This is a genomic window from Halalkalibacillus halophilus DSM 18494, from assembly GCF_000423105.1.
Taxonomy (GTDB): domain Bacteria; phylum Bacillota; class Bacilli; order Bacillales; family Alkalibacillaceae; genus Halalkalibacillus; species Halalkalibacillus halophilus.
Genome location: NZ_KE383978.1, coordinates 437,389 through 460,129, shown reverse-complemented (window position 1 = coordinate 460,129; position 22,741 = coordinate 437,389). Strand labels below are relative to the sequence as shown.

The window sequence follows — 22,741 nt, the reverse complement described above, 5'->3', positions numbered from 1 at the left end:
TCCTTTCTTAAGATGATGCTGGACTTGATTCCGCTTCTTCTTGATCTTTTTGTTTCTCAAGCATTTCTTTAAATTCTTTAGGAATGATTTTAATAAATTGACTCGATTGTTCTTGCCAGTTATTCAGAATATATTTTGCTCGCTTACTATCTGTGTGAAGCGCATGATTTTCCAACATTTGTTTCACACGATCTAATTCTTCTGTTCGTTCCAGTCGTTCAAATACAACCAATTCACCATTACATAAATCTTTAATTTGTTTTTCATCGTTATTCCAAATATAAGCGGTACCTCCACTCATACCTGCAGCAAAGTTTTTACCGATCGAACCTAAGATGACAGCACTTCCACCTGTCATGTATTCACAGCCATTGTCTCCTACACCTTCGACAACAACATGAACGCCACTATTTCTTACAGCAAATCTCTCTCCTGCTGCACCGTTGATATACGCTTCACCACTCGTAGCCCCAAATAGGGATACATTTCCGATAATTGTTTCAGCCATACGGTGAACGGACGGTGGCTGGTGAGGTTTTACAATAATTTTTCCACCAGAAAGCCCTTTGCCAACGTAGTCATTTGCGTCTCCTGTAACGGATAAAGTTATTCCCGCTGGCACGAACGCTCCAAAACTTTGACCTGCAGAACCGGTGAAGTTTAAACGAATCTGATCATCTGAAAGGCCGTGTTCTCCATGCATTTTCGTAATTTCATGGCCAAGTGTTGTTCCAACTGTACGATTAACGTTTCCAATTGGAAGGTTGAGTTCTGCACTGCCGTGACGATCTAATTGTTTCATTACTTCTGGAATTAATTCCACATCATCCATGTGATGTTCATTATATTCACTTCGATAAACTCGCTCCAACGCTTTCCAATCTTCTTTCGTTTCTGTTAGCAATGGATCCAAGGATAAATGTTTTGCTTTTGGATGTGCCTTCATTTTTTCATGAACTTTTAGTAGATCAGTACGCCCGATAAGTTCATCTAAAGACTTCATCCCTAATTCAGCTAAAATTTCACGGATTTCTTCTGCGATGAAAGTCATGTAGTTTACAACATGATCTGCTCTACCCGTAAATTTTTTACGTAACTCTGGATTTTGTGTGGCAATTCCTACGGGACAAGTATCTAAATGACAAGCTCGCATCAAAATACAACCTAATACTACCATCGGAGCTGTTGAAAAACCGTACTCTTCTGCACCGAGCATGGCTGCTTTCACGACATCTTTACCGGTCATAAGCTTTCCGTCCGTTTCCAAACGAACCTTAGCTCGCAAATCATTAAGTACTAAGGTTTGATGCGCTTCTGCTAAACCAAGTTCCCATGGAAGGCCGGCATGACGGATACTAGTCTTTGGTGATGCACCCGTTCCGCCTTCATAGCCACTGATTAAAATTACGTCAGCTTTACCTTTTGCAACACCCGCAGCAATCGTTCCAACGCCTGCCTTGGCAACTAATTTCACGTTCACCCGTGCGTCTGTGTTGGCATGCTTCAGGTCATAAATAAGTTGCGCTAAGTCTTCAATCGAATAGATATCATGGTGCGGTGGAGGCGAGATCAAAGCAACACCTGGCGTTGATTTACGCACATTCGCAATCCATGGGTGCACTTTTTTACCTGGAAGGTGTCCGCCTTCTCCTGGTTTTGCTCCCTGAGCCATTTTAATTTGAAGTTCATCTGCATTACTTAAATAGTAGCTTGTAACCCCAAATCGCCCCGAAGCAATTTGTTTAATCGCACTTCTTCTTAAATCTCCATTTTCATCAGGCGTAAAGCGGTCCGTGTCCTCACCGCCCTCACCACTGTTACTCTTTCCTCCGATTCGATTCATCGCGATTGCTAACATTTCATGCGCTTCTTGGCTTAAGGCACCATAAGACATCGCACCTGTTTTAAATCGTTTAAAAATCGTTTCCACTGGTTCCACATCATCTACCGGAATAGCTGTTTTCCCTTGATAATTAACATCTAATAAATCACGTAAATACGTAATCTTCTCTTCCGAAACTAACTCTGTGAACTTCTTATATTTTTTCGGATCATTCATACGCGCTGCGTGCTGCAAGGTATGAATGGTTTTCGGGTTAAAGGAGTGGTATTCTCCATCACTTCGCCACTGCATATCTCCACCTGATGGTAAATAAACATCATCCGTTTCATATGCCTTTTGATGACGTAAGATCGATTCTTGTGCAATTGTTTCTAAATCGATCCCTCCGATTTTAGAGGCACATCCGGTAAAGTATTTTTCGATGACTTGTTCACTTATTCCAACTGCTTCAAATATTTGTGCTCCACGGTAACTTTGAATTGTTGCGATTCCCATTTTGGACATTACTTTTACGATGCCATTTGTTGCTGCATCACGATACCTAGAAACCGCTTCTTTAAGCGAAAAGTCAGTAATGTATTCCCGGTCGATCAACTGCTCAATAGAACGGTAAGCAACGTATGGATAGATCATGTCTGCTCCAAATCCAATTAAGGATGCAAATTGATGCACATCCCGCGCTTCTCCCGTTTCTACAATTAAACTCGCTTTCGTACGTAACCCTTTACGAACTAAATAGTGATGTAAACCACTAACCGCTAGTAAAGACGGGATCGTTAAATGATTCTCATCCATTTTACGATCAGTTAAAATAACCATAGAAACGCCTTGATTTATGGCACGCTGAACTTTGATAAATAACTGATCCAGGGCTTTTTCCAACCCTTTCGCCCCATCTGTTACTGGATAGCAAATCGATATCTTTTCAAATCGGAAATCACTTCGATCATTATGAATAACCGCATCGAATTCCGGCTTTTGAAGGATCGGTGTATATAACCTGATTCGCTGGCAATGTTCTGGTCCGTCATCTAATACATTTCCACGTGGCCCCAAGTAAGAAGTTGTGGAAGTTACTAATTTCTCTCGAATCGCATCAATCGGTGGATTTGTCACCTGCGCAAATAACTGTTTAAAATAATTAAACAAAAGTTGCGGCCGCTCAGATAAAACCGCAAGCGGTGTATCATTCCCCATGGACCCAATCGGATCACGCTCTTCTTCGACCATTGGAAGGATATTTTTCATTACTTCTTCCTTGGTATAACCATGAGTTAACTGGTGTTTGATTAAATCAGCTTCAACTAAAGGTTCTTGCAGGTTTTTAGTTGGTAATCCACTCAACTGAACAAGTGATTGTTGCAACCAGTCACGATATGGATACTTCTCCGCCAATTCTCTTTTAATGTCACCACTATATAGAACCCTATTTTCCTCAAGATCAATTAACATCATGTCCCCAGGGCCTAATCGACCTTTTTCCACAATGCTTTCTGGATCGATGTCTAATACACCAACTTCAGAGGAATAAATAATTCTTCTGTCATCGGTAATATAATACCTCGCTGGGCGCAATCCATTTCGGTCAATCGACGCCCCAATTTTCTTGCCATCTGTGTAGGCAATCGCAGTAGGTCCATCCCACGGCTCCATAATACAGCTTAAATACTCATAACAGGCACGCTCTGGGTCTGTCATTTGATCATTTAAATCCCACGCCTCTGGCACCATCATCATGGCAGTCTGAGATAGCGAACGACCATTCATCACCAAGTATTCAAAAGCTTGATCTAACATACCTGAGTCACTTGCCGTTTCGCTTACTACCGGCAATAACTCTTTATGACGATCTCCATATACATGTGATTTGGCAGCAGTTTCTCTTGCCCGCATCCAGTTCACATTACCTGTAATCGTGTTAATTTCACCGTTATGCATTAACATTCGATTTGGGTGCGCTCTTTCCCAAGAAGGAAAAGTATTCGTGCTATAACGGGAGTGAACCATTCCAAAGCATGTCTTCGCTAATGGATTGGCTAAGTCTTGATAGAATGCTGACATATGCTCTGGAGCTAACATTCCTTTATATACAATCACTCGTGGTGAAAAGCTTGCAACGTAAAAAGGACCCTTTTGTAAGTCCTCATCTTCTAAGACACGTTTCTCTACAATTCTTCTTATTAAATAAAGGTGCTGTTCAAAAGCTTCTTCCGTTTTGAATCCAGCTGACCTTTCAATAAATATCTGTTTCACAAAAGGCATCGTTTCGCGAGCTCGTTCCGTCACTGCATTAGGCTCTACAGGAACATCCCTCCACCCAATTAAACGTAAGCCTTCCATTTCTAATGTATGATTAAAAATCTCTTCCACACGCTTTCTACGCGCTTCTTCATGTGGTAAGAAGATCATTCCGACTCCATATTGTGTTTTTTCCGGCAAGAGGTTATTCCACTCTTTACGAAAAAGTTCATCTGGAATTTGCATCATCAAACCGGCACCATCGCCAGTTTCTTCGTCTGCCCCACGACCTCCTCGATGTTCTAACCTTTCTAGGATCGTGATCGCGTCATGGATCATTTGATGAGTCGAAACACCATCAATTTGTGCAACAAAACCAATTCCACAAGCATCACTTTCATGCTTTGGGTCGTATAATCCTTGCTTTTTTGGAAGTCCAGTTCGTATCATGGTTTCACCTCATCATTTTGTGTAAATTTTCAGAAAGTCGTGTATTTCTATCATATGTTTTTTCTGTTATGCTTTCAATATATATATTCGATAGAATTAATCGCATATTGAGATGATAGGTGCTGAAGGGTTGATATACATGGAATTAAGACAATTAAAATATTTTATAAAAGTTGCAGAATTAGAACATGTAAGTGAAGCAGCCGCTTCTTTACATGTAGCTCAGTCTGCCGTTAGTAGGCAAATTGCCAATCTGGAAAGTGAATTAGGGGTCGACTTGTTTATAAGGGGTGGTAGAAACATCCGTTTAACACCTGTCGGGGAAATCTTTTTAAAGCGTGTTCGAAATGCATTAACAGAACTAAACAAAGCAGAACATGACATCGTCGAGTTCTTAAATCCAGAATCAGGGACGATCCGCCTTGGATTTCCTACTAGTTTAGCTGCAAAGAAATTACCTAATGTTATTACTGAATTTCGTAAAGAACATCCACAAATCGGATTTCAGTTGCATCAAGGGTCTATTCAAGAAATCAAAGATGCTGTAAAGATTGGACAAATTGACGTTGCTTTTGTCTCTCCTGTCCCGTTAAATGATGAAGATCTTCGAGGTGAGATTTTATTTACTGAAACCATTGCAGCTGTCTTGCCAGCTACTCACAGTTTAGCAAGCGAAAAGCATTTACGTTTAGATCAGTTAAGGCATGACCCATTTGTAATGTATAGGCAAGGGGATATTATGTACGACTTAATTATGAGCGCATGTAAGCAATCTGGATTTCAGCCTCGAACAGCCTTTGAAGGATAAGATGTGGATACGATTAAAGGGTTAGTCGGAGCTGGTTTAGGGGTAAGTTTACTACCTGAGATTAGCTTAAGTGATGGACAAGCGAGAGGAACAAAAACAATTGAAGTCATCGAACCACAATTGAGTCGTTCTATAGGAATGGTGCTACCTCGTCACCGCGAAGTAGCACCATCTGAACAAATTTTCTTAGAATTTTTATTAGAATATTATAAGAAGCTGAACCAATTTGGGTGGTAATTACTCCACTTTATTAACTAATGTGCCAATCGGGGCAATTTCTACGCCAATGACATCTCCAGCTTTTAGATATTTAGGTGGATTGAACCCTTTTCCTACTCCTGATGGTGATCCAGTAATAATTACATCCCCTGCATGAAGAGTCATTCCATCTGAAATCACTTCAATTAATTCTGCGACAGAAAACATCATATCCTTTGTTCGGCCATCTTGTCGCTTCTCCCCATTCACATGAGTGACGATTTTAAGGTCCTGTGGGTTCGGAACTTCATCTTTCGTCACAATCGCCGGACCAAAAGGAGCAAAAGTATCTAGCGATTTCGCACGAAAATATTGTTGGTGTTTAATTTGTAAATCACGAGCAGAGATATCATTAATAATGGAATAACCAAAAACGTGATCAAGCGCATCTTCCCGGTCAATATTCTTTCCATCTTGACCGATAATAACTGCGAGTTCTCCTTCATAGTCAAGCTCTGATGTCTGTGTCGCGTGGGCATCAATTGTTTGATTTGCCCCTATCACTGCTCCAGAGGACTTTGTAAAAATCATTGGATCAACCGGTGCAGATTTATCATTTCCATCTGCCATTTCTGCTGCATGTTCCGGGTAATTTTTCCCCACACATATAATGTTTTTCTTCGGAATATATGGAGGTTCTATTTCAATATCTTCAAGCGGGATAAATTGATGGATTTCTGATTCCAAATCTAATATTGGTGCATTTTCTATTACAGATAGAAGTGTCGGAAACACACTAACTAATTTTGCAGAGTAATAGATTCCACCATCCCTCTCAATCCCCCAGTAGTTTTGTTTCATAAAATTAAATGCTACTAAGCGCATCGGTTGTCCTCCTCTTTATGTTTCTACATGTAGTTTACCACCAAATCATTCAACTTAGACAAGAATCGGTAAGCAAACTATATTAATTGTATTTTCAAGTATTATTTTGTATAAAATTATAGAAAGGAACGTAAATAAAACGGGCATTTACACTAAAACAGATAATAAGATAGAAATCGTGACAATACTAATCACAGTTGTTACTAAAGTTACACTTGAGACTAATTCAGGACGAGCTCTAAACTCAAGCGCATACATAGTCGTGATCGCTGCAGAAGGAGTTGCACTTAAAATGATTAATACGCTCGCAACTTCCGGCGATACACCCAACATGGTCACAATACCCCAAGCGAGCAATGGAGAAATCACTAGCCGTACAATCGTTCCAATCGTGACTTTACCAATTTCAAACTCTCGAATAGAAATATTCGCAAGCTGCATTCCGAGCACCACCATCATTAGTGGAATAGCAACTGCAGCCATGAAATCAACCATTTCCATCACATTGCTTCCTAACTCCCAGTTGAATCCGCGGAACGTAAACGCAAGCAATATTGCATAGGTAGCAGGCATTTTCATTACGGAAATAAATGCAAAACGAATACCACTAGAACCTCTTGAAGCATAATACACCCCAAAGAAATTCATGATTAATGTTTGAATCGACATGAAAATAACTGCAATAACAAATGCCTCTTGTCCAAATGCGAATAAAATAATAGGAGCGCCATAATTCCCAGCATTCATAAACGCTGTTGCCAAGACAATTCCACTTTCTTCATCTCGAGAGAATCTAAATAAATAGGAGATTAATTTATTAATCAGCAAAAGCCCTGCTAATAAAAGAAAACAAAAGGTGACAATCGTTTGGAATCGTTCGCCTAAATCCGCTTCTAGAAACGTTTGAAACACTAAAACAGGAACAAATATATAAATGGTCACTGCCGACACAGAACGAACATCAAGCCTTCTCCATATTTGCAATAAGTAACCGATCAAGAAGATTACGATAATCGGCAAAATAATTTCTGCAAAAAGCTGCAACGATTTCACCTTCCTTTCTTTTTTCTCTTTTTTTCTAGGCAAATGTAATGGCTAAGTATGGTTTATTATCACATAGAGTTATGTAAAATACATGGTTAACAAATTATTATCGTTTGATTTATCAATAATTTCAACTGTATGATATGATCAGAAGATTTATTTTTTAATACAGAAAAGAGGGATAGAACATGAATTTCTCTATTTTCCAAATGGATATTGTTCCGGGTGACCCACAAGCAAATCGAACGAATGTGAATCAATGGATCCACAAGGAGATGATGCACAATTCTCCAGACACCATTGTTCTTCCAGAAATGTGGACGACTGCTTATACGCTTTCTGATTTAGAAAGAATCGCAGATCAAGACGGCGAACCTACCATGCCATTCATTCAAAATCTAGCATCAAAATATCAAGTCAATATTATCGCAGGATCCATAGCCAATAAAAAGTCAGATGGTATTTTTAATACTGCTTTTGTTGTCGATCGTCAAGGGGAAATCGTCTATCAATATGATAAGGCTCACCTTGTTCCTATGTTAAATGAACCAAGTTATTTGGAAGGCGGAAAAAAACCTGCAGAAGTATTTGAGTTAGACGGCCTCAAGTTTGGCTTGATCGTTTGCTACGACTTACGCTTTCCAGAATTAATTCGCCCATTAGCCGTAGCAGGCGCTCAAGTTCTTTGTATTGTTGCAGAATGGCCGGAAGCTCGTACCAACCATTGGCAACACCTTCAAATTGCTCGAGCAATTGAAAACCAAATGTACGTGGTATCATCAAATCGCATTGGAACATATGACGGGACTGAATTTTGCGGAAAATCCATGATTGTAAATCCATGGGGAGAAGTATTGAAATTAGGTAGTCAGGATCAAGAAGAGGTACTTTCTCTGACGATAGAGTTAGAGAAAGTCGATGAAGTTCGTAAAAATGTGCCAATTTTTGATAGTCGTGTTCCTCACCTTTACAAACATGATTAGTCATTTTGCTTGATATAAATTACCGTCCTTTTGCGTATTTTTTTATCAAGGATAGTAGGTCGATATCCAGAAAAGCCGCTTCATATCCAGAAATTTTCTCACTTATCCACGAGAATTTTTTTATATCCAGAATTGTGGAGGGGATATCCAGAATTCTTGCGTATATATCCAGAAACCTTTTATGGCCAATGCTTTCTTACCTTTTTAAAAACGACCGTTCCACTTGAACGGTCGCTACAATAGTATTTACCTCTCAGTCAAATCAGCAAACTTTCCACCATAATACCCTAATGGATTTCCTTCTTGGTATGCGAAATTCTTCACTTCACCAATATATAGTACATGGTCGCCACCATCATATTCTGACCACGGAGAGCATTCAATATATGCTAGGCTATCTTTGATGCGATGACCTTGGTTTGATTTTTCCCATTCAACATCCATATCCTCTTTTGGTCTTCCAGCAAAATGCATCGCTACATCTTCTTGCTGATCATTTAATATATTGACAATGAAGTTATTATTTCTCATTTTCTCTAATGCTTTCGTATTACGGTCTACGGAAACTAAAACTAACATCGGATCCAGTGATACAGATGTAAATGCATTGACGGTGAATCCATGCGTTCCTTCCTCCGTTTCACATGTCACAACTGTCACGCCTGTTGCGAACCTGCCCATGCAGTGGCGAAAATCACGTTGGTCCATACGTCTCTCTCCCTTCTCTCTATCTCTCGACTCATATATATCAATGTATGCAGTTTGGCAACTATTCGAACCTGCACTTGCCATCCTTAATCATACTAAATTTCGACAATCCTTAAAAGTAAAGCGTGTCGAAGGTTAGAGAGAGCGGTATGATGCTAGGAATGCTTCTACTTCAGAATGTGTTGGCATGCCAGTTTGTGCTCCTAATTTACTCACGGATAAAGCACCAACGGCATTTCCGTAATAACAACATGTTTCTAAAGATTTTCCTTGGGCTAAAGCAACGGAAAATCCACCATTAAAGGAATCTCCTGCTCCTGTTGTATCGACAACGTCCACATCAAATCCCGGTACGTGTTGCTCTTGGCCATCTTGATAGTACTCCACACCTTTTCCACCTTGTGTCACAATAAATTTTTCACGATTGTTTCGGTAAAATGATGTTTTTTCCTCATCATCTAAAATCTCCGATAATTCATGTTCATTCGGTGTAAGGTATTTTACTTTTTCTAATACTTCCAAAGGGATGGAATGTGCAGGTGCTGGATTCAAAACAACATCCGTTCCATTTTTATAAGCAAGATCTACAATAAAAGCAACTGTGTTTAGCGGGATTTCGTGTTGAAGCAATAGAAGGTCACTTTTTATAATTATATCTTTGTATTCCTCAATCATTTTCGGTTGGACAGCATGATTAGCACCAGGAACCACGATAATATGATTATCAGACTCTGCGATGGTAATCGATGCAATTCCTGTTGGTTGTTCTTGAACTTTTTGAATGGAGGTAGTGTCAATGCCATTCGCCTCAAAGTTTTCAATTAACTCCTTTGCAAAGGCATCCTCACCGACACAGCCAATCATCGTAACTTCAGCTCCTAGTTTACTAGCAGCAATTGCTTGGTTTGCACCTTTTCCTCCAGGGATTGTTTTAAAGTCTTCACCCATGATGGTTTCCCCTTTACTAGGAAAACGATTTGCAGATGTGACTAAATCCATGTTTATGCTTCCAATCACTGTTATTTTGACTGGCATAACCTACCTCCTATCTTTCTGTTGATTTTCGCTTCTCTAATGTTAATGGAAAGATGAACTTCTTTTGATCTATTTTATTGCCTTGAATGATTTCAACTAATAGAGATGCAGCTTTTTTACCAATTTCATATAGGGGTTGAGACATCGTTGATAGCTCAGGTGTTGTTGCTTTCGTCCATTCTATCCCATCGAACCCTATTATTTTCACATCATGTGGAACGTTAAAATTTAATCTTTCTGCTGCTTTTAAAGCTCCTAATGCCATTAAATCATTACTTGCAAAAATTCCGTCAATGGACGGGTTCTCTGTTAGCAGTTTTGTCGCAGCTTCCTTCGCTTGATTCAACTGATAGCCACCTTGAGCAACATAACTATCATCAAACCAATCGGTGTCACGAACGATGTTCAAGTACCCATCATAACGGTCATTCGCATTTTCAATATGCTCCGGTCCGCGGATATGAGCAATCCGTTCACAACCCATCTCCATTAAATGTTTTGTAGCAGTTCTACCACCTTGATAATTATCGACAAGAACGGTTGGGACATCGTCATCGACCGTACGATCTAATGCTAAAATCGGCATAGGTGCCTCTTTGACTTGCTCAGCCGTTAGATAATCAGAAATAATTAATACCCCGTCGACATACTTCTGCTTCATCATAGATAAATAGCGTTCTTCTTTTTCAACGTCTTCATCGGAATTACATAAAATAATGGTAAAACCTTGTTCATTTAAATAATCTTCTGCAGCTCGGATCAGTGCAGGAAAAAATGGGTTGGATATATCAGGTACGATGAATCCAACCGTTTTCGTCTCTTTTTTATATAAACTTCTAGCAATAGAATTAGGTTGATAATTTAATTCGTTAATTACTTTATTTACTCTTTCGCGAGTCAGCTCATTCACATAGCCACTATTATTCAATACACGTGAAACGGTCGCAACCGACACAGAAGCTAATTTCGCCACGTCCCGAATGGTTGTCATTCTATTATTCTCCTCTTATAAATGAATTAATCGATTTCATCCTATGTTTCATTGTACAACTTTTTGTGACTTTATGCTCATAATTATGTAGATATTTTTTCTCATATATCTATATTAGATAGATTTTAACTTATGTGATTGCGTCTTGTAGTTGGAATTTTAAAGGAGAATATAGCATTCAATACAAACAAATGTACTTTCGTAAAATATTTTTGGATGGTTATCTTTTGGTTGACACAAATAACCAGTTTAAAGGAAATACATGTATTAATCAATCTTTCAAAGGAGGATTAGTAGAAGTAAATAGATTGTGAAAATTTAGAACACAATATATTCTTACTCTATTGTTTGAAGCATTTGAAGAAACGAAAACCACACTAGTAAACTAGCATGGTTTTTCGAAAATTATGCTTGCTTCGTCATATAATCATACAATTGACGATCTATTTTCCCGCGAATCTGTTCTCTAGTTTCAAAGTTCTCAGAGTGAATGTAACTTCTTAGTGCTTGGTAAAAATCTTCTTCTTCTACTTCACTCGTTGTATCTAGGAATCCGGTTGAAGCTAGTTTTTCGATTAAGGCTAACTTCATTGTATGGTCAATCTCCAAAATATTTTCCGGTTTTGTTTGTGTAAAATATAGTTGATGTAAGTGATAGATTCGCTCCAATTCATCGATTGGAGAAATATGCTCATCAACTCTCAAGTCAATCATACGATCATTATTTCCACCATAACCTGCGTTTTCTTTCACCACTAGCAGGGCTGCAGATTGCATACCGCGCGAATCTCCCCCAGCTTTTTGACCTGACTGCAGGGATTGGATGAGACGCTCTGCAAGTGGGGTTCCTTCCGTTTGTTTGAAAGTGGAGGCCATTACATCTACAGTTGCTTCACTTACTAAAATATTTCCTTGTGCAGCAAAGTGATCCCCGGTTTCGCCTCCTGCCCAGCTATAGCAATTTTCACCTGTAAATGTCGCAGATCGGCCGTGCGCATCAACTACTCCAGCTTGTCGCATTGCTTTGTCTGGATCTTCTTTTACTAATTCATCAAGTGTTTCTTGTGCTGACTTTCCATTTTTCAATAGTTCAAGGCCGTCTGGACCATATGCCATATTTGCCATCGATTGGGTAGCCACTGCCCCAACTCCTGCTTTTGCCCAAGGGACAACTGCTCCTACTCCTAGGAATTTGGATTGAACGGCGATTCCTAGTTCACCGGTTTCTGGATCGTGTCCTATGATTGAAAAAGTAGCCACTAGATTATCTGGTGTTTTTCCCATCGTATAACCTCCTTAGTAGTAATACGCTTCCTTTTTATAAAGTAAACTAAACAGGATAAAGGCTGCAAGTGATAAGAAAACAGGAATCGTCACTGCATGAACCCCTAATAAGTTTCCATACGTATCATTGTATAAATAGATCGGTATATAAGTGCCGATCCCGACAACCATTGAGGCAATCGCTCCATGTTTGTTTGCATATTTCCAGTATAGGCCGAGGACTACCGGCCAAATAAAAGCAGCTTCTAGTCCTCCAAACGCGAATAAATTTAAATAAATTAATAATTGCGGTGGTTCAATTGCCATTAGAAAGACAATTACACCAAGAACAGCAGTGACACCGATACTTACTTTTTTAATATGTTGATAGGTTGCCTCTGGTCGGATATAGTTCATATAAACATCTTTAACGACCGAGGAACTAACTAGTAGCAATAGCGAATCGACAGTTGACATCATCGCCGCCAGTGGAGCTGCAAGAACAATCCCAGCAACCCATGGCGGAAGCGTCTCGAGGGCAATCAGCGGAATGACCTGGTCTGCTGCTTCTATACCTGGTAAGACAGGTCTAGCGAAGACACCAATTAAATGCATATTCAACATAATAAACCCTACGACGATCGTTCCAATGATGAGTGCACGGTGCATGGAACGGGCATCTTTATATGACATTGCACGTACAGCAACTTGTGGCAACCCAACCACACCTACTCCAACTAAAATCCAAAACGATGTCACATAAGCACTCGTTAAATTTCCATCATGACCATACGGAGTAACTAGATTTGGGTTCTCCGCTTGTAATTCAGACATGATATTCGGAACGCCACCGCCAGCGATGATCACACCGATTAACAACACTAAAGTCCCGAAGAACATAATAATCCCCTGTGTCGCATCTGTAACAGCAACTGCCCGGAATCCCCCGATAATAACATAGATTAATACGGCTATTGCAAAAATAAACAAGGAAGCTAAATACGTCATCCCGGTCACCGACTGAATCAAGTGCGCTCCCCCGACCCACTGTGCAGCCATTGCAGAAAATAAGAATATAACAATACTAAACGCAGAAAGTAACACTACCGCTTTGCTCTGGTAACGTTCTTTAAGAAAGTCAATTAAAGTAACCGCTTTAAATTTTCTAGTGACAATCGCGAATTTTTTACCTAGGATGAGTAAGACAAAATAGCCCGTCGCTACTTGTGTCATCGCAAGTAACACCCAACCAAGTCCAATCGTATAGGCGGCACCGGGTCCTCCAAGAAAGCTTGAAGCACTACCGTATGTAGCAACCATTGTCATCGCTAGTACAAGCCCGCCCAACTCTCGGCTTCCTAAAAAATAATCTGCTAGAAAGGACTTCGACTGACGCATTTTACGGTTGGACCAAATGCCAATCATGAAAATAATCAATAGTAAAATGAATAAAGGCAAGATCACTTCCCAGTTCATTCGTGCTCCACCTCCTCATCAAAAGGCACTTCTTTTAAGACAAACTTCACAACTAGAATGACTAAAATCACCATAACGAGGAAGCCAACGATACAGCTCCAAAAGAACCATGCAGGGAAACCTAGTATGTAAGTGTACTCTTCAGGCGGTTTCGATCCAAGTGTGTACGCAAAACCATACCACCAAACAATATTAAAGGCCGCAAGCCCACACCCAATCCACGCCTCTTTATGCGCAATACGAAAACGCTGATCCTGCTGCTTCAAATGGCTCACCTCATCTCCGACTTAAATTTTCAAACTATTCTTGTTATCTATTGTAAAGAAAAAATTCCTATGCGCAAGAGATAGAAATTCGTAATGGAAGTATAGAATCGATTAATGGGACTATAGAATTTTATAAAGGGAGTATAGAAATCAATAACGGGACTATAGAATCCAATAATGGGAGTATAGAACGCAAAATTCATCAAGGTGAATCCGCTCCCACTTGATTAAAACGAAAAAACCTTCTAATAGCTTTCATTAGAAGGTTTCCGCTAAAATTTATTTGTAAGAAGCGAGTGCTTCTGCTAGGAGATCCCAAAACTTCTCCTGTTGCAGGCCTACGCCATAATAGGCATTTGGCTCTCGGCCTGTCACTGATAATAAATCGACACAAGTCATGCCGTATGCGAATTCGCCTTTTGTTTCAATATCTACTCGCACATGTTTCATTTCAAATATGGATGGATCGATTAAATAAGCAACGGTACATGCATCATGGATCGGTGCACCATCGAAGTCGAACACTTCCTTATATGTTTTCTTGAAAAAGTGAAGGAGTTCCACGACAAACTCCGCAACCTTCGTATCAATTTTACCGAATCGTTCAATCGTTTCAGCTGTCGCCTGTGCTTGATGCGTAACATCTAGCCCAAAGACGGCAAGCGGAACACCACTTTCAAACACGACTTTTGCCGCTTCTGCATCGACCCAAATATTAAATTCCGCAGCTGGCGTCCAGTTTCCAAACGTTCCTCCACCCATAATCACAATTTCTTGGATTTTAGGAACAATTTTCGGCTCTTTTACCATTGCCATAGCAATATTGGTAAGAGGACCAGTTGGAACTAATGTTATATCCCCATCAGACGCCAGCACTTTTTCAATAATTAAATCAACAGCATGCTGATCAATAGCTTTTCGAGAAGGGACTTCAGGAAGATTCGGGCCATCTAATCCGGAATCACCATGGATGGATTCCGCAATTTGTCTTTCATTAACCATCGGGCGGTTTGACCCTTCCGCTACTGGAACGTCTAGTCCAATAATGTCACATACACGTAGCGCGTTTAAAGTTGTTTTATCTACTTCTACATTTCCTGCAACCGTTGTAATTGCTTCTATTTTTAACTTGTCATTGGCAGCGGCTAAAATCAATGAGATCGCATCATCATGTCCAGGATCGCAGTCCAATATTACTTTACGGGGGTTCATCATATGTACATCCTCCTATTTTAAACTCAAATTTATTTTACTAATTTTCATGCAGAAAAGAAACGCAACATCTGACCTATACCTATTAATAAACAGTTTATATTAACCTAGAATGTCGAAACATGTATAATAAAAGTATTGTTTAAAAGCTACTAAAAAGGAGGCAGATGATGAAGTACGCTATTATACGCCCTGCAGCAACTGTGCTGATGGGATTCACCTATTTATTATCAGAATTTATCAACCATAGTCTGCTTCCTATATTGGTTAGCTTATTTGCACTTCTTACAGTTGTTTCCTTTCTTCCATATTTAAAAAGAGTTCCTTTTATCTTAATTAGTTCGTTACTAGCCTTGTCCTTTTTATTCTTTATTCAAGACGAAGGGTTATATGGCATGTTCCTTGGGCTAAACACTAACGTTTCTGTCCTTGCTATTTTTATCTTTGTACCATTACTATCTATCCCTATTAAACAAGGAAATTATTTAGCGTATATGGAAGTGATTTTCAATCATTATATTCGCTCAACGACTCATTTATATGGTTACCTTAAAAGTACGTTGATGGGGATTGGCTCCGTTATGAACCTCGGTACAGTACCTATGTTGTATCAGTTAACAGACACAAATACGTATCAGTCGTACAAAATGCTTCGCGTTAGAGCACTCGGCCGTGGATTCGCGATGGCGTTTATGTGGTCGCCTTACTTCATCTCTGTTGCGTTGATCATCTCTTATTTTGATGTGACATGGGTCCAATTATTTCCGATCGGGTTTTCCATGGCCTTAATTGGGATTGTCCTTGGGGTGGTGATGGAAAAGCGAACAGGCGAACCGTTAGATCAAATAGGGATCGAACAACCAGAAGATGATGTGTCAGTTAGCCAAGCAAAAAGAAAATTAGTAGAACTAAGTGTGATCGTTTTGGTGATGACAACGCTTATTATGACCATCGAGTACATCTCAAATTTATCTGTGTTAACCATCATCCCTATTACTGCTGCCATTGTTGCTTTCATCTGGGCCCAGTTTTACTTAAGTTTAGGTGGGTTTTTGAAACAGTTATTTCAATTTTCCCAAGAAAGACTACCCGCAATGGGAAACGAATTATCTTTATTTATCGCAGCTGGTGCATTCGGTGCAGCTATTCTAAACGCAGGTGCTAGTGAGTGGATTATTTCTTTTATTGATGTACTTGGCATTTCCCATGTACTTGTCCTAATCCCAGTCATCATGGTAATCATTACTCTGCTTTCGTTTATCGGTGTCCACCCGATCATATCGATGACAGCAATTGCGATTACACTTAGTTCTGCGTCGCAATTCGCAGATGATCATTTAATTTTGAGTTTTGGACTGTTAGCAAGCTGGATGGTGACGGTGATCAGCTCTCCATTTTCCGGCCTTAACCTACTGCTATCTGGACTCGTAAATAGTAATCCCATTGCTGTCGGCCCGAAAAATAATTTAATCTTCGCCCTAACATTATGGGGAATTTGTTATGTGACGATGATTATCCTCTATTACTTGTTATAATCTAATGTAGGAGGTGCGTATGATGCTTGATCAACTTCAATCACTTTATCCAACGACAATAAAATTAGAAGCGGTAGACTCTTCCTATTTTTGCTTTACATTGGAAGGGAAACTCTATGGAATTCCATACGAAGACCTTACTGCTGAGGGGAAAAAGCTATTAGAAATATTTTTACCAGTGCAGCCTAATCAAAGTACTCACGAAGGTTGGAAAAGATATTTATTAGGAGAATCCAGCGATGCACCATCTTCTATCAGTTCTTTTCGTTACTTGATTTTTAAAGTAGCACCTCAAACGGATTTCGCAAGTTTTCAATCAACTATTGCTGATATTCTAGAAAAAGAAATCATCGCATTCACTCATGAGCCACAGTTGATTACAATCATAGAACCTTTAGCTGAAAAAGAAACTGGGCTCTCCTTTGTCGAAATGATCGAGATTCTCTCAAGTGATCTGGATCAGAAACTATATATATTAGAAGGGGATAAATGTTCCGAACAGCCTAATCCGCTACACTATTCCTGGATTATTCAAACGGCAAAAACTGTATTTTCCACTTCCCCAATGCAAGTGACACAAGAAAGGGATGCATTACTTCCGGTGATGTTAGAAGCATTATCGTTCATGGATGCGCAGCAGTTTTCCCAAGCTATTTTAAGACAGGCCGAAAAAGACGAAGAACTGTTACATACAATAAAAACAGTCATCCAACATCAAGCAAATGTTTCTTTAGCGGCTAAATCCTTATTCATGCACCGGAACACCGTCCAAAATCGTATGGACAAATTTTATGAGCTTACTGGACTAGACGTACGCCAATTTGAAGATAGTTTAAAAGCATACCTTTGCATACATTATTTACGCGGTTAGCTTGAGCCCAATGCTTATAAATCGTGAACCACAGTAATATTCGGATGCGTTCTTAAAATGCTTGCAGGGAACTTTTCTTCAATCTCACCTCGAAATAATCGATCAAACGCTTGTACTTTTTCATTGCCAGACACAAGTAAAACGATTTTCTTAGCTTCCATAATCGTTTCGATACCCATCGTTATTGCTTGTGTTGGAACTTCATCTAAATGATTGAAAAAACGAGCGTTTGCCTGTCTAGTAGATTCAGCAAGCTCAACTACATGCGTCCTGGAATCGAATGGAGTTCCCGGCTCGTTAAATCCAATATGTCCATTCATCCCAAGCCCTAAAAGTTGCAAATCAATGCCTCCGCTTGCTTGGATTTTTTGTTCATATAACTTACATTCTTCCTGTAAATCTGTTGCACTCCCATTGGGAATATAACTTGCTTTTACAGGCACAGTGTTAAATAATTTTTCCTGCATAAAATAGCGGTAACTTTGCGGGTGACTCTCTTTTAACCCAACATATTCATCCAAATTGAAAGTCGTTGCTTCTATAAAATGTTCCGGCTGTTTTTTTAATAATTGATACGTACCAACAGGCGTAGAACCAGTCGCTAATCCAAGCGTAGAGTCTGGTTGACCCTTTAGCTGATCAAAAATAATCCCCGCAACTTTTTCGCTTAAATTTTCATAATCTCTAGTTTGAATGACTTGCATCATAGACGTTAACTCCTCTACAGTAAGTTGCTTGAATTCGGTATCGTTCATCTATTAATAAGAAATCCGCATCTTTTCCTTCTGAAATACTTCCTTTACGGTCGTACACATTGTACATCTTTGCTGGATTGACACTCGCCATTTGAATCACATCTGCAACCGATGCTCCGCAAATATCAATCATATTTCTAGCAGCTTGATCCATCGTAAGGACACTTCCTGCAAGGGTGCCATCCGCTAACGTTGCCTTCCCGTTTGCAACGGTCACCGTCTGATCACCTAAAGGATATTCACCATCAGCCATCCCTTTTGCACGCATAGCATCCGTGATCATAATCAGCCTTTCAGGTGTCACCGTCTCGAATAAGATTTGAAGCATTTCATCACTGACATGAATCCGGTCGGCGATAATTTCCGCCTTCACTTCAGGAAGTAACATAGCAGCTCCAACCGCTCCAACATCTCGGTGATGCACGCCATTCATTGCGTTACATAAGTGGGTTAGCTGTTTCAATCCATGCGCCACACTATCTTTCACTTGGGCAAAATCAGCATCCGTATGACCCGCAGAGGAAACTATTTGATGTTCATTTAAAAAGTTTAAAAGCGCACGATCTTGATCCAGTTCTGGCGCAAAAGTCATTGCTTTTACAACACCAGTATTTGCCCACCGTCTTGCTTGTTGGACATCGGGGTCGATAATACAAGACTCTGGTTGTGCTCCTTTTTTCTTAACATTAATAAATGGACCTTCAATATGAGCTCCAAGCAACTCTGCTCCTTCTGGTTGTTGAAAATTTTGCACCCGTTCGACCGCTTGATCTAATTGTTCAGTAGGACTTGTGATTGTCGTTGCTAGAAAGCTAGTTGTACCTTCCTTTGGTAATTTTTTAGACATCGTTTGTAACGCACCTGGATCTTCGTCCATCACATCTGTACCATGTGCCCCGTGGATATGTCCATCAATCATCCCCGGCACTAAAATATACCCTTTGCCGTCTACGACTGTTTCTGCAGGAATATTTTCCCTTGCGACTTGCTTGATTTTAGTTCCCTCAACAAGTACAGAACCACGTTCGATCATTTCATTTTCCAAATAAACTACGATATTATGAATGGCATACATACATTTTCACCTACCCAATATGAATTTATATTTTAAAAATTATTAATAATTTTTGTAATATCATTTTAACATGAATCATTTCATATTATAATAAGCTTATCAGATATTTTTTAAAGGAGTGGAGATAATGGCTCACGTATGGATCGACCAATTAAAACAAATTGTTGGAGAACCACATGTGCAAACGAAGAAATCCTCGCTACTTGCATACTCCTTCGATGCGACACCGAACTTTCAAGCGCTACCAGACGCGGTCGTTGCGCCTGCAAATAAACAAGAAGTCGCTGACATCGTCAAGCTTTGTAATCAAGAAAAGGTTCCCTTAGTACCTCGAGGGTCAGGTACGAATTTAGCAGCAGGTACAACGCCAACCCAAGGCGGGATCGTATTATTGTTTCACCGCATGAATTCGATTACGGAAATCGACGAAGAAAATTTAACGATTACGGTGCAACCTGGGGTGATCACACAGGATATTTCAGAAGCGGTGGAAACATTAGGTTTATTTTATCCACCAGACCCAAGCTCAATGAAAATTTCCACGATTGCCGGTAATATTAGCGAAAATTCTGGTGGCCTGCGCGGATTGAAATACGGTGTGACAAAAGATTATGTGTTAGCACTCGAAGTCGTTTTACCTAACGGCGAAATCATCCAAACGGGAGGGAAATTAGCGAAAGATGTGGCCGGTTATGATTTAACTAAGCTGTTTGTTGGTTCGGAAGGCACCCTTGGAATCGTGACCGAGGCTACGTTAAAATTGATTCCAAAACCTACCGCAAAACAAACTTTATTAGCAGTTTATGATTCGATGGAGAAAGCGGCCGAAACGGTATCAAGCATCATTTCCAACCGGATTATTCCTGCAACACTTGAATTTATCGACCGACCTACCATCCAAGCAGTAGAGGATTTTTCAAAAGTTGGTTTACCTGTGGATGCGGAAGCTGTGTTGTTGATCGAACAAGACGGTACCGTAGAAAATGTTGCAAAAGACATGCCATTAATTAGTGAGTTATGCGAAAAGCACGGAGCTACACAAGTAAAGATCGCAGAAACCGAAGCTGACGCCCATGCTTTAAGAGAAGCTCGGAGAACGGCATTATCTGCTCTGGCCAGGTTGAGACCAACTACCATTTTGGAAGATGCCACTGTTCCCCGTTCAGAAATAGCGACAATGGTGAGAGCGATTAATGAAATTGCTGCGAAACATAATGTATCCATTGCTACCTTTGGACATGCCGGGGACGGGAATTTACACCCCACCTGTACAACAGATGTCCGGGACCATGAAGAATGGGAACGTGTCGAGCAAGCCTTTGAAGATATATTCGCAAAAGCCATCGACCTAGGTGGAACAATCACAGGTGAGCACGGCGTCGGAGAAATGAAATCCCCATATCTCGCTTGGAAAGTGGGCGAGGCCGGGGTCGAAGCCATGCGAGGAATTAAAACTTCTTTTGACCCAAATAACATTATGAATCCGGAGAAAATTTTCGCGAAGTCAACTCGAAAAAGAGTGGTGGTGAGTACATGACAAAACAAGCTACAGTAGAGAAGATCGAGACGGAATTCCAAGAACGAATTGCGGAAGAGGAACTTTTAAACTGCATGCGGTGCGGCTTTTGTTTACCTGCTTGTCCAACGTATATCGAAACCCAAGATGAAGTTCATTCTCCTCGAGGACGAATTTCTTTAATGCTCGCTGTTCGTAATGGCGAAATTGATACAATGGATGAAATGCAAGAAGTCGAACATTCGCTAGACGTATGCCTCGGCTGTCGCGCATGCGAACCTGCCTGTCCAGCGGGCGTGAACTACGGGGAAATGTTAGAGGAATCCCGAGCAATTCTAAATGAACAAAATGAGCCAGGGATCAAGGAAAAAGGCATTCGAAAAATGACATTAGAAGGACTTTTTAAAAATCCCAAGCAAATGCAACAAGCAACCAGTTTGCTCGGATTTTACCAACGTTCTGGATTACAAAAAACAACACGCAAATTAAGCGTGATGCGATTCTTCCCAGAGCACATGGCGCAAATGGAACGAGTATTGCCAACACCAACGAAGAAAAAAGATCGAATGCACGCGGCGAAATTTCCTAGTCAAACAAGTGAAGTAAAAGCAACGGTTGCGATGTTCAAAGGGTGCTTGATGGACACATTATTCCATGAAACGAACCGCTCCACCATTGAACTCTTAACGCTTGCAGGGTGCGATGTCGTTGTACCCAATTCACAAAACTGTTGCGGGGCTCTACATGGGCATAGTGGAGAAAAGAGCGGTGCGATCGATTTGGCGAAAGAAAATATAACAGCCTTTGAAAAAACCGGCGCAGACTATATCATTACCAATGCAGGCGGATGTGGAGCATTCTTACATGACTACGGGCACCTGCTTTCCGGTGATATTGATTGGCGAGAACGAGCAGAAGAATTTTCTTCACAGATCGTGGATTTCTCAAGCGTATTAATCGAAGTTGGATTTTTAGAAGAGGTCGAACTGAAACTAGGTAATCAGATCGTTACGTACCAAGATTCCTGTCATTTACGAAACGTATTGGGAGTGGCTGACGCACCACGCGAACTCATTCAAAGCATGGATGGAGTGAGCTACGTTGAGATGAAAGGCGCCGAGCAATGCTGCGGATCAGCCGGAATCTACAACTTAACCCAGCCAGAAATGTCCATGCAAATTCTCGATCACAAAATGGAACACGTAAACGCAACTGCCGCCCATACGATTGTAACCACAAACCCTGGCTGCCTGCTTCAAATGAAACTAGGCATTGAACGCGAAGGCCAGAGCGAAAACGTGCGCGCAGTCCACCTTGCTGATTTATTGTTAGAAGCGGTGGAATAGATGTAAAAACGTAGAGACGGTGGTGTCTCTACGTTTTTTTAGATTGCTTGTTTTCAAGTAGGTTTGGCGAGGGGATGGCTTTGTTGATGAGCTATTGAAGCTTGCTAACGGGCGATTGGACTCCCTGACGGGCGATTGCGCTTCCTGACGAGCGATTGGAGCTTCCTAACGGTTGATTAATGCTTCCTAACGGTTGATTGGCTCTTCTAACGGTTGATTGATGCTCCCTAACGGTTGATTGGC

At 40.4% G+C, this 22,741-nt stretch carries 17 protein-coding genes and 1 pseudogene; 6 read left to right on the top strand and 12 right to left on the bottom strand.

What is annotated here, in order from left to right:
- Nucleotides 1–7 precede the first annotated feature (7 nt).
- Complete coding sequence (gene gltB / locus G532_RS15485; RefSeq protein WP_035513063.1) at nt 8–4,531, bottom strand: glutamate synthase large subunit; 4,524 nt, start codon at nt 4,529–4,531, stop codon at nt 8–10.
- A 139-nt stretch (nt 4,532–4,670) separates the two neighbouring features.
- Here gltB and gltC point away from each other — a divergent pair.
- A pseudogene (gltC, locus tag G532_RS15480) lies at nt 4,671–5,576 on the top strand (glutamate biosynthesis transcriptional regulator GltC).
- Here gltC and G532_RS0113920 read toward each other — a convergent pair.
- Entirely contained in the window at nt 5,577–6,422 is an 846-nt protein-coding gene (locus G532_RS0113920; protein WP_027965345.1) for a fumarylacetoacetate hydrolase family protein, read from the bottom strand.
- A gap of 147 nt (nt 6,423–6,569) precedes the next feature.
- Complete coding sequence (locus G532_RS0113915; protein WP_027965344.1) at nt 6,570–7,466, bottom strand: AEC family transporter; 897 nt, start codon at nt 7,464–7,466, stop codon at nt 6,570–6,572.
- A 188-nt stretch (nt 7,467–7,654) separates the two neighbouring features.
- On the opposite strand from G532_RS0113915, the gene G532_RS0113910 reads away from it, so the two are divergent.
- Nucleotides 7,655–8,449: a carbon-nitrogen family hydrolase gene (locus G532_RS0113910; protein ID WP_027965343.1), complete on the top strand. Its 795-nt coding sequence runs from the start codon at nt 7,655–7,657 to the stop codon at nt 8,447–8,449.
- Between the two features lie 246 nt (nt 8,450–8,695).
- Here G532_RS0113910 and G532_RS0113905 read toward each other — a convergent pair whose 3' ends face one another.
- From G532_RS0113905 to G532_RS0113875, 7 genes are all read right to left on the bottom strand, one after another.
- Nucleotides 8,696–9,157: a flavin reductase family protein gene (locus G532_RS0113905; protein WP_027965342.1), complete on the bottom strand. Its 462-nt coding sequence runs from the start codon at nt 9,155–9,157 to the stop codon at nt 8,696–8,698.
- 135 nt (nt 9,158–9,292) lie between these two features.
- Nucleotides 9,293–10,192, bottom strand: coding sequence for a ribokinase (gene rbsK, locus G532_RS0113900; RefSeq protein ID WP_027965341.1), 900 nt, complete (start codon nt 10,190–10,192; stop codon nt 9,293–9,295).
- Nucleotides 10,193–10,202: 10 nt separating this feature from the next.
- Nucleotides 10,203–11,183, bottom strand: a complete 981-nt coding sequence (locus tag G532_RS0113895) for a LacI family DNA-binding transcriptional regulator (RefSeq protein WP_027965340.1) — start codon at nt 11,181–11,183, stop codon at nt 10,203–10,205.
- Nucleotides 11,184–11,588: 405 nt separating this feature from the next.
- Nucleotides 11,589–12,467, bottom strand: a complete 879-nt coding sequence (locus tag G532_RS0113890) for a DUF1028 domain-containing protein (protein WP_027965339.1) — start codon at nt 12,465–12,467, stop codon at nt 11,589–11,591.
- A gap of 12 nt (nt 12,468–12,479) precedes the next feature.
- Nucleotides 12,480–13,922 carry a sodium/pantothenate symporter gene (panF, locus tag G532_RS0113885; RefSeq protein ID WP_027965338.1) on the bottom strand — a complete coding sequence of 481 codons (1,443 nt, stop codon included), beginning with the start codon at nt 13,920–13,922 and terminating at the stop codon, nt 12,480–12,482.
- On the bottom strand, nt 13,919–14,188 hold the full coding sequence (locus G532_RS0113880; RefSeq protein WP_027965337.1) for a YhdT family protein: 270 nt from the start codon (nt 14,186–14,188) through the stop codon (nt 13,919–13,921). The genes panF and G532_RS0113880 overlap by 4 nt, the downstream gene beginning before the upstream one ends.
- 279 nt (nt 14,189–14,467) lie before the next feature.
- Nucleotides 14,468–15,403 carry a nucleoside hydrolase gene (locus tag G532_RS0113875; RefSeq protein ID WP_027965336.1) on the bottom strand — a complete coding sequence of 312 codons (936 nt, stop codon included), beginning with the start codon at nt 15,401–15,403 and terminating at the stop codon, nt 14,468–14,470.
- Between the two features lie 167 nt (nt 15,404–15,570).
- On the opposite strand from G532_RS0113875, the gene G532_RS0113870 reads away from it, so the two are divergent.
- Both G532_RS0113870 and G532_RS0113865 read left to right on the top strand, forming a co-directional pair.
- On the top strand, nt 15,571–16,935 hold the full coding sequence (locus tag G532_RS0113870) for a hypothetical protein (RefSeq protein ID WP_027965335.1): 1,365 nt from the start codon (nt 15,571–15,573) through the stop codon (nt 16,933–16,935).
- A gap of 22 nt (nt 16,936–16,957) precedes the next feature.
- A complete protein-coding gene (locus G532_RS0113865) occupies nt 16,958–17,806 on the top strand; it encodes a PucR family transcriptional regulator (protein ID WP_027965334.1) in 849 nt (282 codons plus the stop codon).
- 14 nt (nt 17,807–17,820) lie between these two features.
- Here G532_RS0113865 and nagB read toward each other — a convergent pair whose 3' ends face one another.
- Complete coding sequence (nagB, locus tag G532_RS0113860; RefSeq protein ID WP_035513061.1) at nt 17,821–18,513, bottom strand: glucosamine-6-phosphate deaminase; 693 nt, start codon at nt 18,511–18,513, stop codon at nt 17,821–17,823.
- Nucleotides 18,491–19,636 (bottom strand): N-acetylglucosamine-6-phosphate deacetylase, encoded by a 1,146-nt coding sequence (nagA, locus tag G532_RS0113855; RefSeq protein ID WP_027965332.1) that lies wholly within the window; start codon nt 19,634–19,636, stop codon nt 18,491–18,493. Before nagA ends, nagB begins: the two co-directional genes overlap by 23 nt.
- 127 nt (nt 19,637–19,763) lie before the next feature.
- Between nagA and glcD the strand changes: the two genes are divergently transcribed.
- On the top strand, nt 19,764–21,173 hold the full coding sequence (gene glcD, locus G532_RS0113850) for a glycolate oxidase subunit GlcD (RefSeq protein WP_027965331.1): 1,410 nt from the start codon (nt 19,764–19,766) through the stop codon (nt 21,171–21,173).
- The gene (locus G532_RS0113845; protein ID WP_027965330.1) at nt 21,170–22,498 is read left to right on the top strand and encodes a (Fe-S)-binding protein; all 1,329 of its coding nucleotides are present in this window, start codon (nt 21,170–21,172) and stop codon (nt 22,496–22,498) included. Before glcD ends, G532_RS0113845 begins: the two co-directional genes overlap by 4 nt.
- The last annotated feature ends 243 nt before the right edge of the window (nt 22,499–22,741 follow it).